We start from the raw sequence: 19,505 nt of genomic DNA, 5'->3' as shown, positions 1-19,505 counted from the left end.
TTGGCTCGATGGCGTTTCGGAGTGTCGTGCAAGCAAGTGAAGTGGCACGAAGAGTTTTTGCGGTACCTATGGCGCGGCGACGTGTCGCCGGAATTTGCAGAACCAACACTGGAGTTACAACGCACGTGAAACCGACGAATACAGGCGGGCACGACTATTATCACAAGGTGGTGGATTGCCAATGGGCGTGTCCGGCCCATACCCCGGTTCCGGAATACATCCGGCTGATCGCCGGGGGGCGTTATTCCGATGCCTACATGATCAACTGGCGGTCGAACGTTTTCCCGGGCATCCTCGGGCGCGTTTGCGACCGTCCCTGCGAACCGGCGTGCCGCCGCGGTCGTATCGACAAGGATCCGGTGGCGATCTGCCGCCTGAAGCGCGTTGCCGCCGACCTCAAGGACGACATCGCCGAGTACATGCCGAAAGTGCCGAAGAAGAACGGCAAGCGCGTTGCCTGTATCGGTGCCGGCCCGGCCTCGCTGACGGTGGCCCGCGACCTGGCCGTGCAAGGCTATGACGTGACCATCTTCGATTCCGGCAAGGCGCCGGGTGGCATGGTCCGCACGCAGATCCCGAAGTTCCGCCTGCCGGATAGCGTCATCGACGAGGAATGCCAGTACATCCTCGATCTCGGCGTCAATCTGCGCCTCAATCACTGGGTCAAGAGCCTCAAGTCGCTGGTCGACGATGCGCAGTGGGATGCCGTGTTTGTCGGTACCGGCGCGCCGCGCGGTCGCGACGCCGACATTCCGGGACGCAAGGAAGCCGCCAGCCATATCCACATCGGTATCGAGTGGCTTGCCAACGTCGCCTTCGGCCACGTCAAGACCGTTTCGCCGCGGGTGATCGTGCTCGGCGGCGGCAACACGGCGATGGACTGCTGCCGTTCGGCCCGCCGTCTCGGCGGCACCGACGTCAAGGTCGTCGTGCGCAGCTCGTTCGAGGAAATGAAGGCCTCGCCCTGGGAAAAGGAAGAGGCGATCCACGAGCAGATCCCGATCATCAACATGCACGTGCCGAAAGAGTTTGTCCATGACAATGGCAAACTGACCGGCGTCAAGTTCGAGGTCGTGCGCGCCGAGTATGACAGCCAGGGCCGTCGTAGCCTGGTGCCGTCGGGCGAACCCGACGTCTTCCTCGAGTGCGACGAGGTGCTGGTCGCCATCGGTCAGGAGAACGCCTTCCCCTGGATCGAGAAGGACATCGGCCTCGAGTTCAACAAGTACGGCCTGCCGGTGCTCGACAAGGAAACCTTCCAGTCGACCGTGCCGAAGGTCTTCTTCGGCGGCGATTCGGCTTTCGGTCCGAAAAACATCATCACGGCGGTTGCGCACGGTCATGCAGCGGCGATTTCGATCGACCTATTCTGCAAGGGACTGCGCGTCGATGAGCGGCCTGCGCCCTTGTATAACCTGGTCAGCCAGAAGATGGGCATCCACGAGTGGAGCTACGACAACCAGGTGTCGGAAGAGGGGCGCAAGAAGGTCCCGATGAAGTCGCTCGAGAAGACGCTGACCGACATCAAGCTCGAACTCGAACTGGGTTTCGATCCGTTCATGGCGTGTTCCGAAGCGGAGCGCTGCCTTAACTGCGACGTCGAAACGGTGTTCTCGCCGAAGGTCTGTATCGAGTGCGATGCCTGTACCGACATCTGCCCGACCGAGTGCATCTCTTTCACCGGTAACGGCGAGGAAGAGGATCTGCGCGGACGCCTGAAGGCGCCGGCGAAGAATACCGAACAGGCCTTGCTCGTCTCCGACATCCTCAAGACCGGGCGGGTCATGGTCAAGGATGAAAACATCTGTCTGCATTGCGGCATGTGTGCCGAACGTTGCCCGACGGGCGCCTGGGATATGCAGAAGTTTACGTTACACAGCGCCCAGGCCGGCATGGAGGTTCCGAGAACATGAGTTCCGTACAGTCAGTGCAAAAAACCAACGACTTCGTCATCAAGTTCGCCAATATCAACGGCACCGGCTCGGCGTCGGCGAACGAGCTGTTCGCGCGTGCCATCATGGGCATGGGCGTGCCGGTGGCGCCGCGCAACATCTTCCCGTCGAACATCCAGGGAATGCCGACGTGGTATGAAGTTCGCGTTTCCGGCGAAGGCTGGCTCGGCCGTCGCGGCGGTTGCGAAATGATGGTGGCGATGAACCCGCAGACCTGGGATCGCGACGTCGCCGAACTCGCGCCGGGCGGTTACCTGTTCTACGACTCGACCAAGATGCTGCCGCGTTCGCGTTTCCGCGACGACATCGTCGTGCTCGGCCTGCCGCTGACCGATATCTGCACGCGCGAATACGCCGATCAGCGTCAGCGCATGCTGATGAAGAACATCATGTACGTCGGCGCCCTGACAGCGCTGCTCGACATGGATTTCAAGGCCGTCGAAGGGCTGATCACGCAGCAGTATCGCGGCAAGGACAAGCTGATCGCTTCCAACTTGCATGCCCTCAAGACCGGTTACGAAGAGGCCAAGGCCGCCTTCGACTGCCCGATCGGCTTGCGCGTCGAGCGTTCGGACATGGTCGGCGACCGTATCTTCGTCAATGGTAACGACGCCTGCGGTCTCGGCGCCGTGTATGGCGGCGCGACCGTGGCAGCCTGGTATCCGATCACGCCTTCGACCTCGGTCATCGAGTCGTTCAGCAGCTACTGCCGCAAGTTCCGCACCGATCCGAACAACGGCATGGCGCGTTATGCGATCGTCCAATGCGAAGACGAACTGGCTTCGATCGGCATGGTTATCGGCGCTTCCTGGAACGGCGCGCGGGCTTTCACCGCGACCTCCGGTCCCGGCATCTCGCTGATGCAGGAATTCTTTGGTCTCGCGTATTTTGCCGAAGTGCCGGCGGTGGTCTTCAACGTTCAGCGCGGCGGTCCCTCGACCGGCATGCCGACGCGGACGCAGCAGTCGGACCTGCTCGCCTGTGCCTATGCTTCGCACGGCGACACCAAGCACGTGCTGCTCTTCCCGGAAGATCCGTACGAGTGCTTCACCTTCGGCGCGCAAGCCTTCGATCTCGCCGAGCGTTTGCAGACGCCGGTCTTCGTCATGGCCGATCTTGACATCGGCATGAACGAGGTGCTGTGCAAGCCGTTCGACTGGGACGACAGCCGCCGCTACGATCGCGGCAAGGTGATGAGCGCCGCCGACCTCGATGCCGGCAAGAACTTCGGCCGTTACCTCGACGTCGATGGCGATGGCATTCCCTACCGCACGATTCCGGCGACGCATCCGACCAAGGGCGCCTTCTTCAGCCGCGGCACGACGCGTAATGCCTACGCCAAGTACAGCGAGACCGGCACCGACTATGTCTATAACATGGAGCGCCTGCGTCGCAAGTTGGTGACGGCGCGCAAGCTGGTGCCGGCCCCGGTGGTCAAGAAGGCGGCTTTGCCGACCCGTTTCGGCGCCATCTACTACGGCTCGACGAGCCCGGCGATGGCCGAAGCCTTTGCCATGCTCGAAGAACAGCACATCCACGTCGATATCATGCGGGTGCGCGGATTCCCGTTCGCCGACGAAGTCGTCGACTTCATCAACGACCACGATCAGGTCTTTGTCGTCGAGCAAAACGAAGCCGGACAGCTGCGCATGCTGCTCGTCAATGAATGCGAAATCGATCCGAAGCGCCTGGTTCGCGTGCTGCACTACGACGGAACGCCGATCACGGCGGGCTTCATCGCCGGCAAGATCGCCGATGCCGTCAAACAAGACAACGTCACTCCGCTTCGCAAACAGGTGGCCTCATGACTTATCTCGCCAAACCCAAACTGCTGCGCCCCGATACCCCTAAGAACGCTGTCGGCTACACCAAGCGCGACTACGAGGGCGCGATCTCGACCCTCTGCGCCGGTTGTGGTCACGACTCGATCAGCGCCTCGATCGTCCAGGCCTGTTTCGACCTTGACATCGAACCGCATCGCGTCGCCAAGCTCTCCGGCATCGGTTGTTCGTCGAAGACGCCGGACTACTTCCTCGGCGCGTCGCACGGCTTCAACACGACGCACGGACGGATGCCGTCGGTCCTGACCGGCGCCGCCGTCGCCAACCGCGACCTGCTGTATCTCGGCATTTCCGGTGACGGCGACTCGGCCTCGATCGGTATCGGCCAGTTCGCCCACGCCATGCGTCGCGGCGTCAACATGACCTACATCGTCGAGAACAACGGCGTCTACGGTCTGACCAAGGGGCAGTTCTCGGCAACCGCCGACAAGGGCTCGAAGAGCAAGCGCGGCGTCATCAACAACGACACGCCGATCGATCTCGTCTCGCTCGCCCTGCAACTCGGTGCAAGCTATGTCGCCCGCAGTTTCTCCGGCGACAAGGAGCAGCTGATCCCGCTGATCAAGGGCGCCATGCGTCACCGTGGCCCGGCCCTGATCGACGTCATCAGCCCCTGCGTCACCTTCAACAACCACCAGGGCTCGACGCGCAGCTACGACTATGTGCGCGAGCACAACGAGGCGATCAACCGCGTCGACGTCATCCTGCCGCGCGACAAGATCACCGCCAGCTATGCGCCGGGCGAGCTTCGCCGCGTCGTCCAGCATGACGGTTCGGTATTGATGCTACGCAAGCTGCATGCAGACTACGATCCCTCGGATCGCGTCGGCGCGATGAACTACCTCCAGGAACGGCAGGCGGTCGGCGAAATCGTCACCGGCCTCATCTATGTTGACAGCAGCGCGGAAGACCTGCATCGTTACCTCAATACGGTCGAAACGCCGCTGAACAAGCTCGGAGATGCCGATCTTTGTCCGGGGTCGAAGGCGCTTGAAGCACTGAACGCTTCGCTGCGCTGCAATCCGTAAGGCAGTGTCGGCGGCAGGCGTCCGCCTGCCGCCACCTTCTTGAGGGAGAAACTTAGAATGGCTTTACGAGCAATCATTTTCTGCGTGGACGGGACGCTCGCCAACACCGAGCGCGACGGCCACCGGCCGGCTTTCAACGCGGCGTTTGCCGAAATGGGACTGCCGTGGCACTGGGGCGAATCGTTCTACGGCACGCTGCTGGTCAAGGGCAGCGGTCTTGAACGCGTGCGTTTCTATGCCGAGCACTTCGATCCGGCCACCTTCGCCCGGCCTGATTTCGAGGAATTCATCCAGCGTTTGTACGAACTCAAGACGCGCAACTACCAGCGCTTGCTGGCCGCCGGCGCAATCCCGCTGCGGGCGGACATCGGCAGCCTGATCTGCGATGCGCGGACCGAGGGCGTTCGCCTGGCGATCGCGTCGAATTCGCGTCTCGACAACATCGTCGGCTTGTTGCGCGCGAATCTGGGGCCGAATGCGGACTCCTGGTTCGACGCCATCGTTTCCAGCGATGTGGTCAAGGTGCCGAAGCCCGCGCCGGACGCCTACAAGAAGGCGCTCGAACTGCTCAATCTGCCGCCGCGCGACTGCCTTGCCGTCGAGAACACGACGGCGGGTCTTGAGGCCAGCGTTGCCGCTGGCATTCCGACCGTGGTGACGATGCGCAGCTACGCCAAGGAAGACGAGTATTACGGTGCGCGGCTGGTGCTGCATGAAACCGAGCAGCTCTCGCTCGAGAAGCTGCGCCTCTGGCACGCGACGGCGAGTACCTCGTAGTTTTTTTGCCGAGGTCGGCGGCTTCAGTCAAAACGGCATCGCTCGGCGATGCCGTTTTCATTTCGACAGATGCGAATGCGGCTCGAAGCGGAATAGGGCCGGGTCCTGGTCATCGACTGTCACCTTGACCCAGCCGAGGAAGGGATAGCCGAAGGATTCGGCGCGCGTGAAATTCTCGATCCGGCGTGTGCTGCCCGGGACGTAAAGCGGATGATCGACGCGCTGCCAGTGTGTGTCGCCGTGCAGCAGCAGGACCTGTCCCGGAAAATGCAGCGTCTCGTCGCGCAGCGTTTCGAGCAGTTCGCGGAACCCGGCATTGGGCAAACCCTGCGCAAATTCCTTGAACCCGGGATTGGCCTGCATGGCGATGACGATGCCGGCGCGCTTCTCCTGGCGGGCGAGGGCGAATCCACGCTTCAGCCAGTCAATGATGGCGGGGTTGCGTGCGCGGAATTCGGCGGTGGGTGTCAGCCCCATGCCGACGTTATTGTCCGGGCCGGGGACGTTGAGTGTGAGAAACAGCAGCGGGCCGTGCCGCCAGCGGACGTGTTCGGGCCGTTCGGCCGACTGGCGTTCAAGCGGAATGCGCCTTTTCCCGAGCGACACCGGTTCGGCGAAGAAAATCTCACGCAGTTTCTGCAGCCGTTCGAGTTCGTCGAAATGCCCGGCGGGCAGGCGCTTGCAGTCTGTCCATTCATTGTCGCCGGGCAGGTAGATGAAGGGCGACCGCGAAACGTCGAAGAGCTGGCGGCGATCGAGGAAAATCTCGTCGCTGCAGCGCGTCTTGCTGTGCTTGAGGTCGCCGACGTGGAGGACGAAAGCCGGCGCTTCGTCATCGATGTCTTCGAGCATGCGCGGGAAGTTGCGGCGCTCGTACTCGCTGTAGGGCGCGTCGCCGACCAGCACGAAACGCCAGCGATCGGCCTGCGCCGCGCCGGCGGCGATCAGCAGTGCGAGCGCGACGAGTGCGGCGACCGGGCGTTTCATTCGACCGACAGGCGCTTCAGTTCGTAGAGCGCTTCGAGCGCCTGCTTCGGCGTCAGGTCGTCCGGGTTGATCGCCAGCAGCCGTTCGAGCGCCGGATGCGTTTCGGCGGGGAGGTCGTACGCTTCTTCTTCCGGCTCCGGGATCGCCGCGAACAGGTCGGGTTGCAGCGGATTGATGGCGGCGCGCTGCTCGAATTCGCGCAGTTGCCGCTTGGCCGCCTTGACGACGGAGGCGGGGATACCGGCGAGCGCGGCGACCTGGATCCCGTAGCTCTGGTTGGCCGGGCCTTCCTCGACCGCGTGCAGGAAGACGATCTTTTCGCCGTGCTCGACGGCGTCGAGGTGCACGTTGGCGAGTTCGGCGTATTCGTTGGCGAGCAGGGTCAGTTCGAAGTAGTGCGTCGCGAACAGGGTCAGCGCCCGGTTCTTCTCGACGAGATGACGGCAGATGGCGAAGGCCAGCGCCATGCCGTCGAAGGTCGAGGTGCCGCGCCCGACCTCGTCCATCAGCACCAGGCTCTGGTCGGTGGCGTGGTGCAGGATGGCGGCCGATTCGGTCATTTCGACCATGAAGGTCGAACGGCCCGAGGCGAGGTCGTCGGCGGCGCCGATGCGCGTGAAGATCTGGTCGAGCGGTCCCAGCACCGCCCGCCGCGCCGGTACGTAGCTGCCGACGTGCGCCATCAGCGCGATCAGCGCGGTCTGGCGCATGTAGGTCGATTTGCCGCCCATGTTCGGACCGGTGATCAGGAGCAGCCGGCGTCCGTCGCCCAGTCGCGTGTCGTTGGCGATGAAGGATTCGCCGCCGGCCAGTTCGTTTTCGACGACCGGGTGGCGGCCGTCCTCGATCAGCAGGCCGGGCTCGGTCGAAAATTCGGGGCGGCAATAATTGCGGGTCAGGGCGATGTCGGCCAGCGCGCCGAGCAGGTCGAGGTGGGCGACGGCCTGGGCGATCGCCTGCAACTGCGGCAGATCGTCCTGCAGGGCGCTGAGCACGGCTTCATAGAGCAGCTTCTCGCGCGCCAGCGCCCGGTCCTGCGCCGACAGGGCCTTGTCCTCGAAGGCCTTGAGTTCCGGCGTGATGTAGCGCTCGGCGTTCTTCAGCGTCTGGCGGCGGCGGTAATCGTCGGGCACCTTGGCGGCATGGGCGTTGGTGATCTCGATATAGAAGCCATGCACCCGGTTGTATTCGACCTTGAGATTGGCGATGCCGGTGCGCTCGCGCTCGCGGGCTTCGAGTTCGACGAGGAAGGCGCCGCAGTTTTCGTTGATGCCGCGCAGCTCGTCGAGTTCGGCGTCATAACTGTTGGCGATGACGCCGCCTTCGCGCAGCAGGACCGAGGGCTCGGCCAGGATCGCCCGGCTGAGCAGGTCGAGCGCGCGTTCGGGCGTTGCCGTCTGCGCCAGGGCATCGCGTAGCAGCGGCGCTTCGGCGCCGGCGAGCGGGGCGCGCAGGTCAGCCAGACGGTGCAGGCTGTCGCGCAGGCTCGACAGGTCGCGCGGACGCGCCGAGAACAGGGCGACACGCCCGGCGATCCGCTCGATGTCGGCGATGCCGCGCAGCACCTGGCGGAGGTCGCGCAGGCGCTGACCGCCGTCGCCGAGGAATTCGTCGATAGCGGCATGGCGCGCGGCCGGCAGTGCCGGGTCGCGCAGCGGATGGTGCAGGGCGTGGCGCAGCGCGCGCGATCCCATTGCGGTGATGCAGGCGTCAAGCAGGCTGAACAGCGTCGGTGCCGCTTGGCCGCGCAGGGTTTCGGTGAGTTCGAGGTTGCGTCGCGTCGCTGTGTCGAGTCCGAGGAAGGTGCCGTCACGTTCGACGACCAGGGCCTGGACGTGCGGCAGCGCACGCGTCTGCGTCGCCTGGGCGTAGCGCAGCAGCGCGCCGGCGGCGGCGATGGCGCTACGCAGAGCATCGGCGCCGAAGCCGGACAGCGAGGCAGTCTTGAAATGGGCACAGAGTTCGCGTGTCGCCGCGTCGCTGTCGAAATGCCAATCGGGACGACGCGTCAGCGCCGCTTCCGGCGCAAAGGGCAGTTGCAGGCTGTCGGGAATGACGACTTCGGCCGGACGGATACGCTCCAGCGTCGCCGCCAGCTTTTCCGGGGCGACCTCGCAGACGCGGAACTCGCCGCTGGCGAGATTGAGCCAGGCGAGGCCGGCGAGCGGACGCGCAACGACGAGTGCCATCAGCAGCGCATCGCGTTTGTCATCGAGCAGGGCGGCGTCGGTCAGCGTGCCCGGCGTGACGATGCGCGCGACGGCGCGTTCGACCGGTCCCTTGCTGGTCGCCGGGTCGCCGATCTGTTCGCAGATGACAACCGATTCGCCGAGCTTGACGAGACGGGCCAGGTATTGCTCGACGGCGTGATAGGGCACGCCGGCCATCTTGATCGGCATGCCGGCGCTCTGGCCGCGTGTCGTCAGCGTGATGTCGAGCAGACGGGCGGCTTTCTCGGCGTCCTCGAAGAACAGTTCGTAGAAGTCGCCCATGCGGTAGAAGAGCAGCAGATCCGGGTACTGCGCCTTGAGGCGGAGGTACTGCTGCATCATGGGTGTGTGGGCCGCGATGTTCTTGTCTTTGTCGTTGTCTGTCATGGTGTCGGTGCGTCGGTCCAGCCGGTTTGCGGATTTCTCGAAAGCCGCCATTTTACAGGGAAGCGCACGATTCTCTGATGTCAATTCTGACAGGTGGTGATCGCCGTCTGCTCGGCGGGAGCGATAAATTTCCTCGTGACGGGAACAAAACCGGGGGCGTCCAGTCTCTTGCAACGGTAATGCAAGGATTTCTCACCACGAACGGAGGGGCCCATGAGCACATTGTCCGGCGAGGTTTTCTATCCCGATCCTGCCTTTGCAACGCATGCCGACGACGAGGCCTTGCGGGCTGCCGCGGCGGCGGACCCTGAAGGATTCTGGGCGGCGCGGGCCGCCGAACTGGGTTGGTACAAGCCTTGGGACAAGGTACTCGACCGCTCGAATGCACCGTTCTTCAAGTGGTTTACCGGTGGCAGCACGAATATTGTTTACAACTGCATCGACCGGCATCTCACCGGTCCGTACAAGAACAAGCTGGCGCTGATCTGGGTCGGCGAGAACGGCGTCGATCAGCAGACCTACTCGTATTTCAGCCTGAATCGCGAAGTCACCCGCATGGCCAACATCATCAAGGCCATGGGCGTCGGCAAGGGTGACAAGGTGACGATCTATCTGCCGCGCATACCCGAAGTCATTTTCGCGATGCTTGCCTGCGCCAAGCTCGGTGCCGTCCATTCGGTGATTTTCGCCGGCTTCTCGGCCGACGCGCTGCAGGACCGCATCAGCGATTCCGAATCAAAACTGGTGATCACCGCCGACGGCTCCTGGGTCAATGGCGGCATCTTCAAGCTCAAGGACATCGTTGATGAGGCGCTGCGCTTCAGCCCGTCGGTGGAGAATGTCATCGTCGTCAAGCGTACCGGTCATGAAGTGGTCATGGACCCGTTGCGCGACCACTGGTACCACGACCTGACGGCCCTGCCGATCGCCAAGGGCAATTGCCCGACCGAGCCGATGGATGCCGAGGATACGCTGTTCATCCTCTATACCTCGGGATCGACCGGCAAGCCCAAGGCCATCCTGCATACGCACGGCGGCTACATGGTCGGCACCTATACGACGCTCAAATATACCTTCGACATCCGTGACGAGGATCGCTGGTGGTGTACCGCCGACCCCGGCTGGATCACGGGGCATTCCTACCTCGTCTATGGCCCGCTGCTCAACGGCGCGACGAGTTTCATGTTCGAGGGCGGCCCGACCTATCCGTATCCGAACCGTTGGTGGCAGCTGATCGAATATCACGGCATCACCACGCTCTACACGGCGCCGACGGCGATCCGGTTGTTGATGCGCTTCGGCGACGCCTGGCCGAACCGTCACGACCTTTCCAGCCTGCGTCTGCTTGGCTCAGTCGGCGAGCCGATCAATCCGGAAGCGTGGCACTGGTTCCATCAGGTCATCGGCCGGGGCAAGTGTCCGATCATGGATACCTGGTGGCAGACCGAAACCGGCATGTTCCAGATCTGCCCGACGCCGTCGATGCCGCTCAAACCGGGCTCCGGCGGCAAGCCGTTCTTCGGTCAGGAGGCCGAGATTCTCGATGAACAGGGCAATGTCGTCGCCGATGGCGAAGAAGGTTTCCTCGTCCTCAAGAATCCCTGGCCGGCGATGCTCCGGACGCTCTACAACGACGATGCGCGTTATGTGCAGACCTACTGGAGCAAATATCCCGGGAAATACCTGGCCGGCGATTCGGCGCGGCGCGATGCGGACGGCTATTTCTGGGTGATCGGCCGGACCGATGACGTCATCAAGGTGTCCGGCCACCGTCTCGGCTCGGCCGAGGTCGAGTCGGCGCTTGTCTCGCATCCGGCCGTCGCCGAGGCCGCGGCGATCGGGTTGCCGCACGACATCAAGGGCAATTCGATTCATGTCTTCGTCGTACTCAAGATGGGCATCGAGCCGACGCCGCTGCTGGCCGAGGAACTGCGCAAGCACGTGTCGATCCACCTTAGCCCGATCGCCAAGCCCGATGCCATCGACTTCACCGAGAAGTTGCCGAAGACCCGCTCGGGCAAGATCATGCGTCGCGTCCTCAAGGCGCGGGCGCAGGGACTCGACGAGGGCGACCTGACGACGCTGGAGTCCTGACCGTATCGACGATCGCCGCGGGAGGCGCCGGTCATGGCGCCTCCCGTTTCCATTTTGGGGGCGGTTGTGCCGGGGGGCCATGTGTCGGGAATTGATAATCAGGGGTTATCAATCCATGCAATTCTTTCAGTGCATCGGATCGCGGGGCTTGGTAGGATCGCTGTCGCTCATGCAATTCAATTGAAAACCGATCACACCGAAAGGAAGGCATCATGAGAATAGTGGTTGCTGGCGATAGCGTTGGCGTGTCTCTTTCCGAAGTCCTGGCAGCCCATCTGGCGACCTGTCCCGGACTCGAAGTCACCGAAATGAGCCGCTCTCCGGATGGCGCCGGCGAGTATTACGCCAACATCGCCGAACGCGTCGGTCAGGCGATTCTGGCCGGCAAGTTCGATCGCGGCATTCTCTGTTGCGGCACCGGTATCGGCATGGCGATCTCGGCCAACAAGGTGCCGGGTATTCGCGCGGCGCAGACGCACGATACCTTCTCGGCCGAACGCGCGGCCAAGAGCAACGATGCACACATCATCACGCTCGGCGCTCGCGTCGTCGGCACCGAGCTCGCCAAGACCATCGTCAATGCCTGGCTAGCCTCAGATTTCGACCCGCAAGGTCCCTCGGCGAAGAACGTCGAGGCGATCGGCACGCTCGACGCCAAGTATCGGCGCTGAACGCGGTACTGCGCCCGGCCGTCGGCCCGGGCGCGTCATTGGCTCATTCAGGGGGAAAAACGCCACCATGCGTCGATTGCTTGCCGGAACCGGCTGGAAGATGAACAACACTGTCGCCGAAACGCGGCGATATGGCGAATGGTTCGCCGAATGGACGGCCGGGCGTGCGCTTTCGGCCGTCGATATTTTTGTGCTGCCACCCTTCACCTCCTTGCACGCGGCGGCGACGGCTTTTGCCGGCACGCCGATCGCCACCGGCGGTCAGAACATGCACTGGCTGGAGTCGGGTGGCTGGACCGGGGAAATCTCGGCGCCGATGCTGCTGGAAGCCGGTTGCCGCTACGTCGAACTCGCGCATTCGGAACGCTTGCAGCATTTCGGCGAGACCTATGACTGCGTCCGACTCAAGGTCGACGCGGCGATGAAGGTCGGCTTGACGCCGATCATCTGCCTCGGCGAGAGCGCCAGCGAAAAGGAATCGGGACGTGCCGACGCGGTATTGGCGGATCAGGTGCTGACCTCGCTGGCCGGCCAACCTGACGTGGCGACGGCCGATGTCGTGCTGGCCTACGAACCGCGCTGGGCGATCGGCGGCGCCGAGGCGGCAACGCCCGAATACATCGCGGCCCGGCATGCGGCCTTGCGTCAGGTATTGCGTCAGCATCGCGGCGCGCGCGCAGCCGAGGATACCCGCATCATCTACGGCGGGTCGGTGACGCCGGAGAACGGCAAGGAAATCCTGGCGATCGAGGACGTCGACGGCCTCTTCGTCGGTCGCGCCGCGTGGAAGCCGGAGGGATTTGCCAAAATCATCGAACTCGTTGCCGAAGCCTCGCGTTTGCGGGCGGCGCGTTGAACCCCGGCTTGCATTGATTTCAACCACATAGAATTCGAACAGGAGGAGAGAACATGACTTGCATCCATGATGATCCCGAAGTATTCGCAACGACTGCACTGGCCGGATTCGCCTCGGTGTATGCCCGGAATGTCCGCCCGGTGACGGGCGGCGTGCTGCGCTCGACGGCGACCCCTGAAGGCAAGGTGGCGGTCGTCGTCGGTGGTGGCTCGGGACACTATCCGGCCTTTGCCGGCTTCGTCGGTCCGGGCCTCGCCGATGCGGCAGTGGCCGGCGATGTCTTCGCCTCGCCGTCGGCGCACAGCGTCGCGCACGTCACCCGTCTCGCCCATCGTGGCGGCGGCATCCTGCTCGGCTTCGGCAAGTATGCCGGCGACGTGATGAATTTCGGCCTGGCGGCCGAGCGCTTGCAATCGGAAGGCATCGACGTCCGTATTCTGCCGGTGACCGACGACGTCGCCAGCGGTCCGGCCGACAAGCCCGAACTGCGCCGTGGTGTGGCCGGCGACCTGGTCGTCTTCAAGATCGTCGGCGCTGCCGCCGAGGCTGGCCTCAATCTCGACGAGGTCGAGCGCGTCGGCATCAAGGCCAATGCGCGTACCGTCACATTCGGTGTCGCTTTCACCGGTTGCACCTTGCCGGGCGCCAAACAGCCGCTGTTCACGGTGCCGACGCAGCGCATGGGTATCGGCCTGGGTATTCACGGCGAGCCGGGCATCAGCGAGGACAATGTCCTGCCGGCCAAGGAACTGGCGGCCTTGCTCGTCAACAAGCTCCTGTCCGAACGGCCGGCCAACTGCAGCGGGCGTGTCGCCGTCGTGCTGAACGGTCTGGGCTGCACCAAGTACGAAGAACTGTTCGTGCTCTGGGTCGGCATTGAAGCAGTGCTGAAGCAGGCCGGTCTGACGCTGGTCCAGCCCGAGGTCGGTGAATTCGTCACCAGTCTCGACATGGCCGGCTGTTCGCTGACGATCACCTGGCTCGACGAGGAGCTCGAGAAATTCTGGTGCGCACCGGCCGATACGCCGGTCATGCGCCGTGGCGCCATCATCCCGACAGAGCCGGCTGCGCCGATTTCGGAGGCGTCGCAGGAGATCACGAGTTTCCCGGCGGCGACGGCGGCGTCCCAGGCTAATGGCAAATGCATTGCCGGTCTCATCGCCGAGATCGCTGACGTGATGCGCACTGCCGAGAACGATCTCGGTCGCATCGACGCGCTGGCGGGCGATGGCGATCATGGTATGGGCATGACGCGCGGTTCGGCGGCGGCGGCCGAAGCGGCCAGGAAAGCGGTCGCGGCGGGCGCAGGGGCGGCCAGTGTCCTGGCGGTTGCCGGCGACGCCTGGGCCGACCGTGCCGGTGGCACCTCGGGCGCCCTGTGGGGTCTGGCACTGCGCACCTGGAGCACGGCGCTGAGCGATCAGCGCGAAGTGACGCCGCAAGACGTGGCCAAGGGCGCGCAAGCCAGTCTCGACGCGGTCAAGCGGCTCGGACGGGCGAAGATCGGCGACAAGACGCTGGTCGATTCCTTTGAACCGTTTGTCGTCACGCTGAGCGAACAGATCGCCAAGGGCGTCGCGCTGAATGCGGCATGGAACGAAGCTGCCCGCGTGTCGACGGCGGCGGCCGAGCAGACGGCGCAACTCACGCCGAAACTCGGGCGGGCACGTTCGCATACGACGCGCAGCCTCGGCCATCCGGATGCCGGTGCCGTTTCGCTGGCGATGTGCGCACGCACGGTTGGCGCGATCCTCGATCGCCCATGACAGAAGCGTAGTTCCGGAACCTGTCCGTGACGGGGTTGCAGCCGATGCTGCAGCCCCGTTTTTTTCGCCTAGACCGCGGGCTCTCGGTTTTTCAGGAAGTAGAGGAATTCCTCGGCGATCGGGCTGACCGTCCGGTCGCGATGGACGAGGCTGCCCCAGGGCGTCAGCGTGTGCGTGAATTCGTAGGGAATGATGCGCAGCAGGCTGTGCGCCTCGTAATGGCGCGCGATCGAGTGCGGGATGACGGCGATCATGTCGCTGTGGGCGATCAGGCTTTCGGCGAGCAGGATCGAGGTCGTTTCGATCAGTCCCTGAGGGAGCGGCAGGTGGTGGCTACGTGCCTCCTGCTCGATCATCTCGCGCGAAGGGCTGCCGCGCGGTTGCAGGATCCAGGTGTAGGCAAGCAGCGCCGAGAAACTGATGGCGCCTTCGCGCGCCTGGTATTGCAAGGGATGGTCGCGCGAGGCGACGACCGAGATCGCTTCTTCGCCGATGGCATGAAAGACGCAGTCATGGCTTTCGACGCTGGCGATGTCGGGCATCCGCCCGATCATGACATCGAGCTTACCGTTGCGGAGCAGGTCGAGCAGGCGGTCACTGGTGTCGACGATGACTTCCACGGAGAGCAGGGGGAAGCGCTGCTTGAGTCGGATCAGCGCGTCGGCGAGCAGGTCGGGTGCAGCGACCATGATGCTGCCGACGATCAGCTTGCCGGCGCTGCCGAGGCGTAGTTCGTTGAGTTCGCGGCTGAGCGCCGTCATGTTGCTGCTGATGGCGCGGAAAGTATTCATGACGGCCTGTCCGGCGGCGTTCAACTGCATGCCGCGACCGACGCGATCGAACAGGGGCTCGCCGAGCGTCTGCTCAAGCTCGTGCAGCATCTTGCTGGCGGCGGGTTGCGAGAGACCAATATGTTCGGCGGCGTGGTGCAGCGTCCGGTGTTCGTGAATCGCCAGCATCAGGACGATCTGGCGCATGCGCAGGCGATTGAGCAGTTGGGGGGTGAAGCCGGAATGCGTCATGGTCGCTGATTGATAACCTGAAGAGATCAATATATCAAATAGTTTCAGTTATCAGTAGTTGATCGCCTTGCTACGATCCTTTCGACAGTACCTGAACTGCATAGCGAGAATTTTTTTCCACGCGTCGTATAGGCCCGTAGCCGAGAGGCGTGGATATCGGTTTCCATCAAACTATCCGAGGACATTATGAAAGTACTGATTACCGGCGGGGGCGGTTTTCTTGGTGGGCGGCTCGCCCAGGCGCTGCTCAAGCGGGGGACGCTTGCCGATGCCAATGGCGTACAGCGCGAGATCAAGGAAATTACCTTGCTCGACATCACTTTCCCGGCGCAGGACGATCCGCGTCTCAAGTACGTCTGTGGCGATCTCACCGATGCGGCCTTGCTGAGCACGCTGATCGGGCCGGAAACGAGCTCGGTCTTCCATCTGGCATCGATCGTCAGCGGTGGCGCCGAGGCCGACTTCGAACTCGGCATGCGCGTCAATCTCGATGGGACGCGCGCCGTCATGGAGGCGTGCCGCAAGCAAGCGCGAGTGCCGCGCTTCATCTTCTCGAGTTCGGTGGCAGCCTTCGGTCACGGCTTTCCGCCGGTTGTCGATGACAATGTCGTGGCGCTGCCGCTCAACTCCTACGGCGCCCAGAAAGTCTGCTGCGAGTACCTGATCAACGATTACAGCCGGCGCGGCTTCCTCGACGGTCGCGTCCTGCGCCTGCCGACGATTTCGGTGCGTCCGGGCAAGCCCAATCTGGCCAAGTCGTCCTATGCATCGGGAATTATTCGTGAACCGCTCAACGGCGTTCCGGCGCGCTGCCCGGTGACGCGCGACACGGGCATCTGGATCCTGTCGCCGGGCAAGGTCATCGACGCGATGATCCACGCCCATGACCTGCCGGCCTCGGCCTGGGGCGTCAACCGTGTCCTCAATCTCTGCGGCACGACGGCGACTGCGGGGGAAATGGTCGACGCGCTGCGCCGGATCGCCGGCGACAACGTCGCCAATCTGATCGAGTGGGCGCCGGACGAGGACATCCAGGCCTTCATCGACAGCCTTCCGGTGCGTTTCAAGACCAATCGCGCGCTGATGATGGGCTTCGTCGCCGACAAGGACGTCGAGACGATCATTCGCGATTACATCGCCGACCAGGGTATTTCGGTTTAGGCGAATATCAACCACAACGGACGAGGACACAGAATGACTCAGGAATGCTGCAACACGCCGCGCTGGAACCGTGAAAACTGGCCGATCGCGGCGGCCATGATCAATTTCCCCGGCGTCCTGCCGGACGGATCGCTGGTCCAGGAGCAGTCGGTCGATCAATGGGCCGAAACGCTGCAGCAGGTCGTCGACGCCGGTTTTACCGAGCTCGATCCCACCGACAGCTGGCTGCGTGTCGCCGATCTCTCGCCGTCGCGTCTGCGCGAGTTCCAGTACGTCGTCAAGACGCTCGGATTGACGATTCCGGCGATTTCGACGACGCGGCGCAGCAGCGTCATCGATCCGGACCACGCCGACGAATACCTCGCCTATAACCACCGTGTCATCGAGACGGCGGCGGCGATCGGCGCCAAGGCCGTCAGTTTCGGGCTGTTCGGGCAGTTCACCGAGGAGCAGAAAAAGCGGCTGTGGTTCTGGACGGCCGACGGCGTCAAGAATCCCGACGATGCGGCGACCTACCAGAAGGCGGTAACGCGTATCCGCGAACTCGGCAAGCATGCCGCCGAATATGGCATCGAAGTTTCGCTCGAGATGTACGAGGACACTTACATCGGCACCGCCGACGGGGCTGTGCGTTTCGTCAATGACGTCGATGTGCCTTCGGTCGGGATCAATGCCGACATCGGCAACCTGGTGCGCCTGCACAAGCCGGTCGAGCACTGGTCGGCGATGATCGACAAGATCGTCCCCTATGCCAAGTACTGGCACGTCAAGAACTACATGCGCATCGAGGATCCCGATCAGGGCATCTATTTGTCGTATCCGACCTCGCTGGCACTCGGCATCATCAACTACCGGATTGCCGTTCAGAAAGCCATCGCGTGCGGCTTCAAGAGCGCCTTCCTGTGCGAGCACTACGGCGGCGACGGCCTGACGGTCTGTGGCATGAACCGCGAGTACCTGAGAACGATTTTGCCGCGCTGACGGGCGGCGCCCCTGCGGGCGCTGCCGCGAGTCCTTCTCGCCGGCGTCCCGCTTGCCATCGATCCACAAACCCAGAATAAGGAGTTGGTCATGTCTTTTGCATCAAAGGGAATGGTTGGCCTGGCGGCGGCAGCCGTCATGGCGTGCTTCGCGTCGGGCGCCCTGGCGCAGAACGCGACGGAACGCAATATTCGTCTCGGTCACGGTATTGCCGCCGAACATCCGCTCGGCCAGGCGTCGGTGAAATTCGCCGAGATCATGGATCGTCTGAGCGGCGGAAAATTCAAGATCAAGGTCTTTCCGGCGACCCAGCTCGGCTCCGAGACGCAGATGATCGCGGCGGTCCGCGGCGGCGTTCAGGAGATCACCATCGTCGCATCGGCGCCGGTTGCGACGATCATCAAGGAATACATGCTGTTCGATTTGCCTTTCCTGTTCCAGAACGAAAAGGAAGTCGATGCGGTGCTCGACGGCAAGCTCGGCCAGCGCCTGCTCGACCTGGCTGAATCGAAGAACATGATCGGCCTGTGCTATTGGGAAAACGGCTTCCGTCAGGTGACCAACAGCAAGCGTCCGGTGGCCAGCATGGACGACATGTCAGGCCTCAAGCTGCGTGTCATGCAGAATCCGGTGTACATCGATGCCTTCAAGGCGCTGGGTACCAACGCGATTCCGATGCCCTTCACCGAGCTCTATTCGGCGATGGAATCGAAGGCGATCGACGCGCAGGAAAATCCGGTGCCGATCATCTACGCCAGCAAGTTCCACGAAGTGCAGAAGTATCTCAGTCTGACCAACCACGCCTATGCGCCGTATGTCGTGCTGGTCAGCAAGGGCTTCTGGGACAAGCTCGACGCCAAGGAAAAGGAACAGCTGAAGACCGGATGTTATGAAGGACGCACCTATCAGCGCAACCTCAACCGCAAGATGACGACCGAGTTGATCGACAAGCTCAAGAGCGAAGGCATGACGGTCAGCACGATTCCGCCGGCCGAAGCGGCCAAGATGCGCGACAAGCTGAAGCCGGTGATCGAGCGTTACACGCAGGATATCGGTCCGTCCGTTGTCGAGCAGGCGCAGAAGGAAATCGCTGCCGTTCGCGGTCGCTGACAATGCCGGTACACGGCCTCGTCTTTCGCTGCTTGTCTGGCGAAGGACGAGGCCGTTCCGGTCATGCAATTCGAGTTTGCGCGGAATTCGAAAGGGCTCGGCGGAGCGCTTTCGAATGACGTCATAAGCGAGGGAATGATGAGAGCTCTTGAGAAGCTGATAAAACTGGTCGAATGGATCCTGGTGGGGATGTTCGGCATCATGGCGGTGCTGGTGTTCGGGAACGTGGTGCTGCGGTATGGATTCAATTCGGGGATCGTGTTTTCGGAGGAAGTGTCGCGTTTCATGTTCATGTGGCTGACGCTGATCGGGGCCTTGATCGTGATGAAGGATCACGGGCACCTGGGGATGAGCAGCGTGGTCGAGAAGTTCGGTGAGCGTGGGCAGCGCGTCTGCCGCTTCCTTGCCGATTCGCTGACGCTGATCTGCTGTTTGTTGCTGGCGCACGGGACCTGGAAGCAGATGATCATCGGCATGGACGACCATGCGCCGGTGACCGGCATTCCGATGGGGATCATCCAGTCGGCGCTGTTCATTTCGAGCGTCGGCATGGCGCTGGTGCTGGCCTACGGGATCTGGCGGCAATTGACGGGCCGGATGCCGAAGGAAGAGTTGATTCCTTTCAGCGGCAGCGTCGGCGAATAAGCGGAGCGAACGAACAT

At 63.0% G+C, this 19,505-nt stretch carries 15 protein-coding genes; 12 read left to right on the top strand and 3 right to left on the bottom strand.

Translation table 11 applies throughout. The annotated features are described in order from the left end of the window. The first annotated feature begins 125 nt into the window (after positions 1-125). The 4 genes from BLR25_RS18450 to BLR25_RS18435 are packed head-to-tail and all read left to right on the top strand — an operon-like array spanning position 126 to position 5,598. Complete coding sequence (locus BLR25_RS18450; RefSeq protein WP_176785977.1) at positions 126-1,913, top strand: FAD-dependent oxidoreductase; 1,788 nt, start codon at positions 126-128, stop codon at positions 1,911-1,913. Further along, positions 1,910-3,760 carry a 2-oxoacid:acceptor oxidoreductase subunit alpha gene (locus tag BLR25_RS18445; RefSeq protein ID WP_091939861.1) on the top strand — a complete coding sequence of 617 codons (1,851 nt, stop codon included), beginning with the start codon at positions 1,910-1,912 and terminating at the stop codon, positions 3,758-3,760. The genes BLR25_RS18450 and BLR25_RS18445 overlap by 4 nt, the downstream gene beginning before the upstream one ends. Then, a complete protein-coding gene (locus BLR25_RS18440; protein ID WP_091939859.1) occupies positions 3,757-4,821 on the top strand; it encodes a 2-oxoacid:ferredoxin oxidoreductase subunit beta in 1,065 nt (354 codons plus the stop codon). The genes BLR25_RS18445 and BLR25_RS18440 overlap by 4 nt, the downstream gene beginning before the upstream one ends. A gap of 57 nt (positions 4,822-4,878) precedes the next feature. Further along, positions 4,879-5,598, top strand: a complete 720-nt coding sequence (locus BLR25_RS18435) for an HAD-IA family hydrolase (protein ID WP_091939857.1) — start codon at positions 4,879-4,881, stop codon at positions 5,596-5,598. Positions 5,599-5,655: 57 nt separating this feature from the next. On the opposite strand, the gene BLR25_RS18430 is transcribed toward BLR25_RS18435, so the two are convergent. Together BLR25_RS18430 and mutS are read right to left on the bottom strand one after the other, a co-directional pair. Continuing rightward, complete coding sequence (locus BLR25_RS18430) at positions 5,656-6,585, bottom strand: metallophosphoesterase (RefSeq protein ID WP_091939855.1); 930 nt, start codon at positions 6,583-6,585, stop codon at positions 5,656-5,658. Then, positions 6,582-9,182, bottom strand: coding sequence for a DNA mismatch repair protein MutS (gene mutS, locus BLR25_RS18425; protein ID WP_245715607.1), 2,601 nt, complete (start codon positions 9,180-9,182; stop codon positions 6,582-6,584). The genes BLR25_RS18430 and mutS overlap by 4 nt, the downstream gene beginning before the upstream one ends. Positions 9,183-9,395: 213 nt before the next feature. On the opposite strand from mutS, the gene acs reads away from it, so the two are divergent. The 4 genes from acs (at position 9,396) to BLR25_RS18405 (ending at position 14,569) form a co-directional block, all read left to right on the top strand. After that, positions 9,396-11,276 carry an acetate--CoA ligase gene (acs, locus tag BLR25_RS18420; protein WP_091939853.1) on the top strand — a complete coding sequence of 627 codons (1,881 nt, stop codon included), beginning with the start codon at positions 9,396-9,398 and terminating at the stop codon, positions 11,274-11,276. Between the two features lie 212 nt (positions 11,277-11,488). After that, the gene (gene derI, locus BLR25_RS18415; RefSeq protein WP_091939852.1) at positions 11,489-11,947 is read left to right on the top strand and encodes a D-erythrulose-4-phosphate isomerase; all 459 of its coding nucleotides are present in this window, start codon (positions 11,489-11,491) and stop codon (positions 11,945-11,947) included. Positions 11,948-12,014: 67 nt separating this feature from the next. Next, positions 12,015-12,803 carry a triose-phosphate isomerase family protein gene (locus BLR25_RS18410; protein ID WP_091939850.1) on the top strand — a complete coding sequence of 263 codons (789 nt, stop codon included), beginning with the start codon at positions 12,015-12,017 and terminating at the stop codon, positions 12,801-12,803. A 53-nt stretch (positions 12,804-12,856) separates the two neighbouring features. Then, positions 12,857-14,569: a dihydroxyacetone kinase family protein gene (locus BLR25_RS18405; protein ID WP_091939848.1), complete on the top strand. Its 1,713-nt coding sequence runs from the start codon at positions 12,857-12,859 to the stop codon at positions 14,567-14,569. A 68-nt stretch (positions 14,570-14,637) separates the two neighbouring features. Here BLR25_RS18405 and BLR25_RS18400 read toward each other — a convergent pair whose 3' ends face one another. Beyond that, the gene (locus BLR25_RS18400) at positions 14,638-15,591 is read right to left on the bottom strand and encodes a LysR family transcriptional regulator (protein WP_091939846.1); all 954 of its coding nucleotides are present in this window, start codon (positions 15,589-15,591) and stop codon (positions 14,638-14,640) included. A 186-nt stretch (positions 15,592-15,777) separates the two neighbouring features. On the opposite strand from BLR25_RS18400, the gene denD reads away from it, so the two are divergent. The 4 genes from denD to BLR25_RS18380 all read left to right on the top strand — a co-directional run bounded on the left by denD (position 15,778) and on the right by BLR25_RS18380 (position 19,488). Next, a complete protein-coding gene (denD, locus tag BLR25_RS18395; RefSeq protein ID WP_091939844.1) occupies positions 15,778-16,752 on the top strand; it encodes a D-erythronate dehydrogenase in 975 nt (324 codons plus the stop codon). Positions 16,753-16,785: 33 nt separating this feature from the next. Then, on the top strand, positions 16,786-17,733 hold the full coding sequence (locus BLR25_RS18390; RefSeq protein WP_091939842.1) for a sugar phosphate isomerase/epimerase family protein: 948 nt from the start codon (positions 16,786-16,788) through the stop codon (positions 17,731-17,733). A gap of 90 nt (positions 17,734-17,823) precedes the next feature. Next, on the top strand, positions 17,824-18,843 hold the full coding sequence (locus BLR25_RS18385; protein WP_091939840.1) for a TRAP transporter substrate-binding protein: 1,020 nt from the start codon (positions 17,824-17,826) through the stop codon (positions 18,841-18,843). 135 nt (positions 18,844-18,978) lie between these two features. Then, entirely contained in the window at positions 18,979-19,488 is a 510-nt protein-coding gene (locus tag BLR25_RS18380) for a TRAP transporter small permease (RefSeq protein WP_218122813.1), read from the top strand. Positions 19,489-19,505: the final 17 nt, after the last annotated feature.

Origin of the sequence: Propionivibrio dicarboxylicus, from assembly GCF_900099695.1 — a bacterium.
GTDB lineage: Bacteria > Pseudomonadota > Gammaproteobacteria > Burkholderiales > Rhodocyclaceae > Propionivibrio > Propionivibrio dicarboxylicus.
This window is presented reverse-complemented; position numbering and strand designations above follow the sequence as displayed.

What these genes read in the sequence shown, in the direction of transcription:
- BLR25_RS18445 (WP_091939861.1), top strand. Translation starts at nt 1,910, where the DNA reads ATGAGTTCCGTACAGTCAGTGCAAAAAACCAACGACTTCGTCATCAAG.
- BLR25_RS18440 (WP_091939859.1), top strand. Translation starts at nt 3,757, where the DNA reads ATGACTTATCTCGCCAAACCCAAACTGCTGCGCCCCGATACCCCTAAG.
- BLR25_RS18435 (WP_091939857.1), top strand. Translation starts at nt 4,879, where the DNA reads ATGGCTTTACGAGCAATCATTTTCTGCGTGGACGGGACGCTCGCCAAC.
- BLR25_RS18430 (WP_091939855.1), bottom strand. Translation starts at nt 6,585, where the DNA reads ATGAAACGCCCGGTCGCCGCACTCGTCGCGCTCGCACTGCTGATCGCC.
- mutS (WP_245715607.1), bottom strand. Translation starts at nt 9,182, where the DNA reads ATGACAGACAACGACAAAGACAAGAACATCGCGGCCCACACACCCATG.
- acs (WP_091939853.1), top strand. Translation starts at nt 9,396, where the DNA reads ATGAGCACATTGTCCGGCGAGGTTTTCTATCCCGATCCTGCCTTTGCA.
- derI (WP_091939852.1), top strand. Translation starts at nt 11,489, where the DNA reads ATGAGAATAGTGGTTGCTGGCGATAGCGTTGGCGTGTCTCTTTCCGAA.
- BLR25_RS18410 (WP_091939850.1), top strand. Translation starts at nt 12,015, where the DNA reads ATGCGTCGATTGCTTGCCGGAACCGGCTGGAAGATGAACAACACTGTC.
- BLR25_RS18405 (WP_091939848.1), top strand. Translation starts at nt 12,857, where the DNA reads ATGACTTGCATCCATGATGATCCCGAAGTATTCGCAACGACTGCACTG.
- BLR25_RS18400 (WP_091939846.1), bottom strand. Translation starts at nt 15,591, where the DNA reads ATGACGCATTCCGGCTTCACCCCCCAACTGCTCAATCGCCTGCGCATG.
- denD (WP_091939844.1), top strand. Translation starts at nt 15,778, where the DNA reads ATGAAAGTACTGATTACCGGCGGGGGCGGTTTTCTTGGTGGGCGGCTC.
- BLR25_RS18390 (WP_091939842.1), top strand. Translation starts at nt 16,786, where the DNA reads ATGACTCAGGAATGCTGCAACACGCCGCGCTGGAACCGTGAAAACTGG.
- BLR25_RS18385 (WP_091939840.1), top strand. Translation starts at nt 17,824, where the DNA reads ATGTCTTTTGCATCAAAGGGAATGGTTGGCCTGGCGGCGGCAGCCGTC.
- BLR25_RS18380 (WP_218122813.1), top strand. Translation starts at nt 18,979, where the DNA reads ATGATGAGAGCTCTTGAGAAGCTGATAAAACTGGTCGAATGGATCCTG.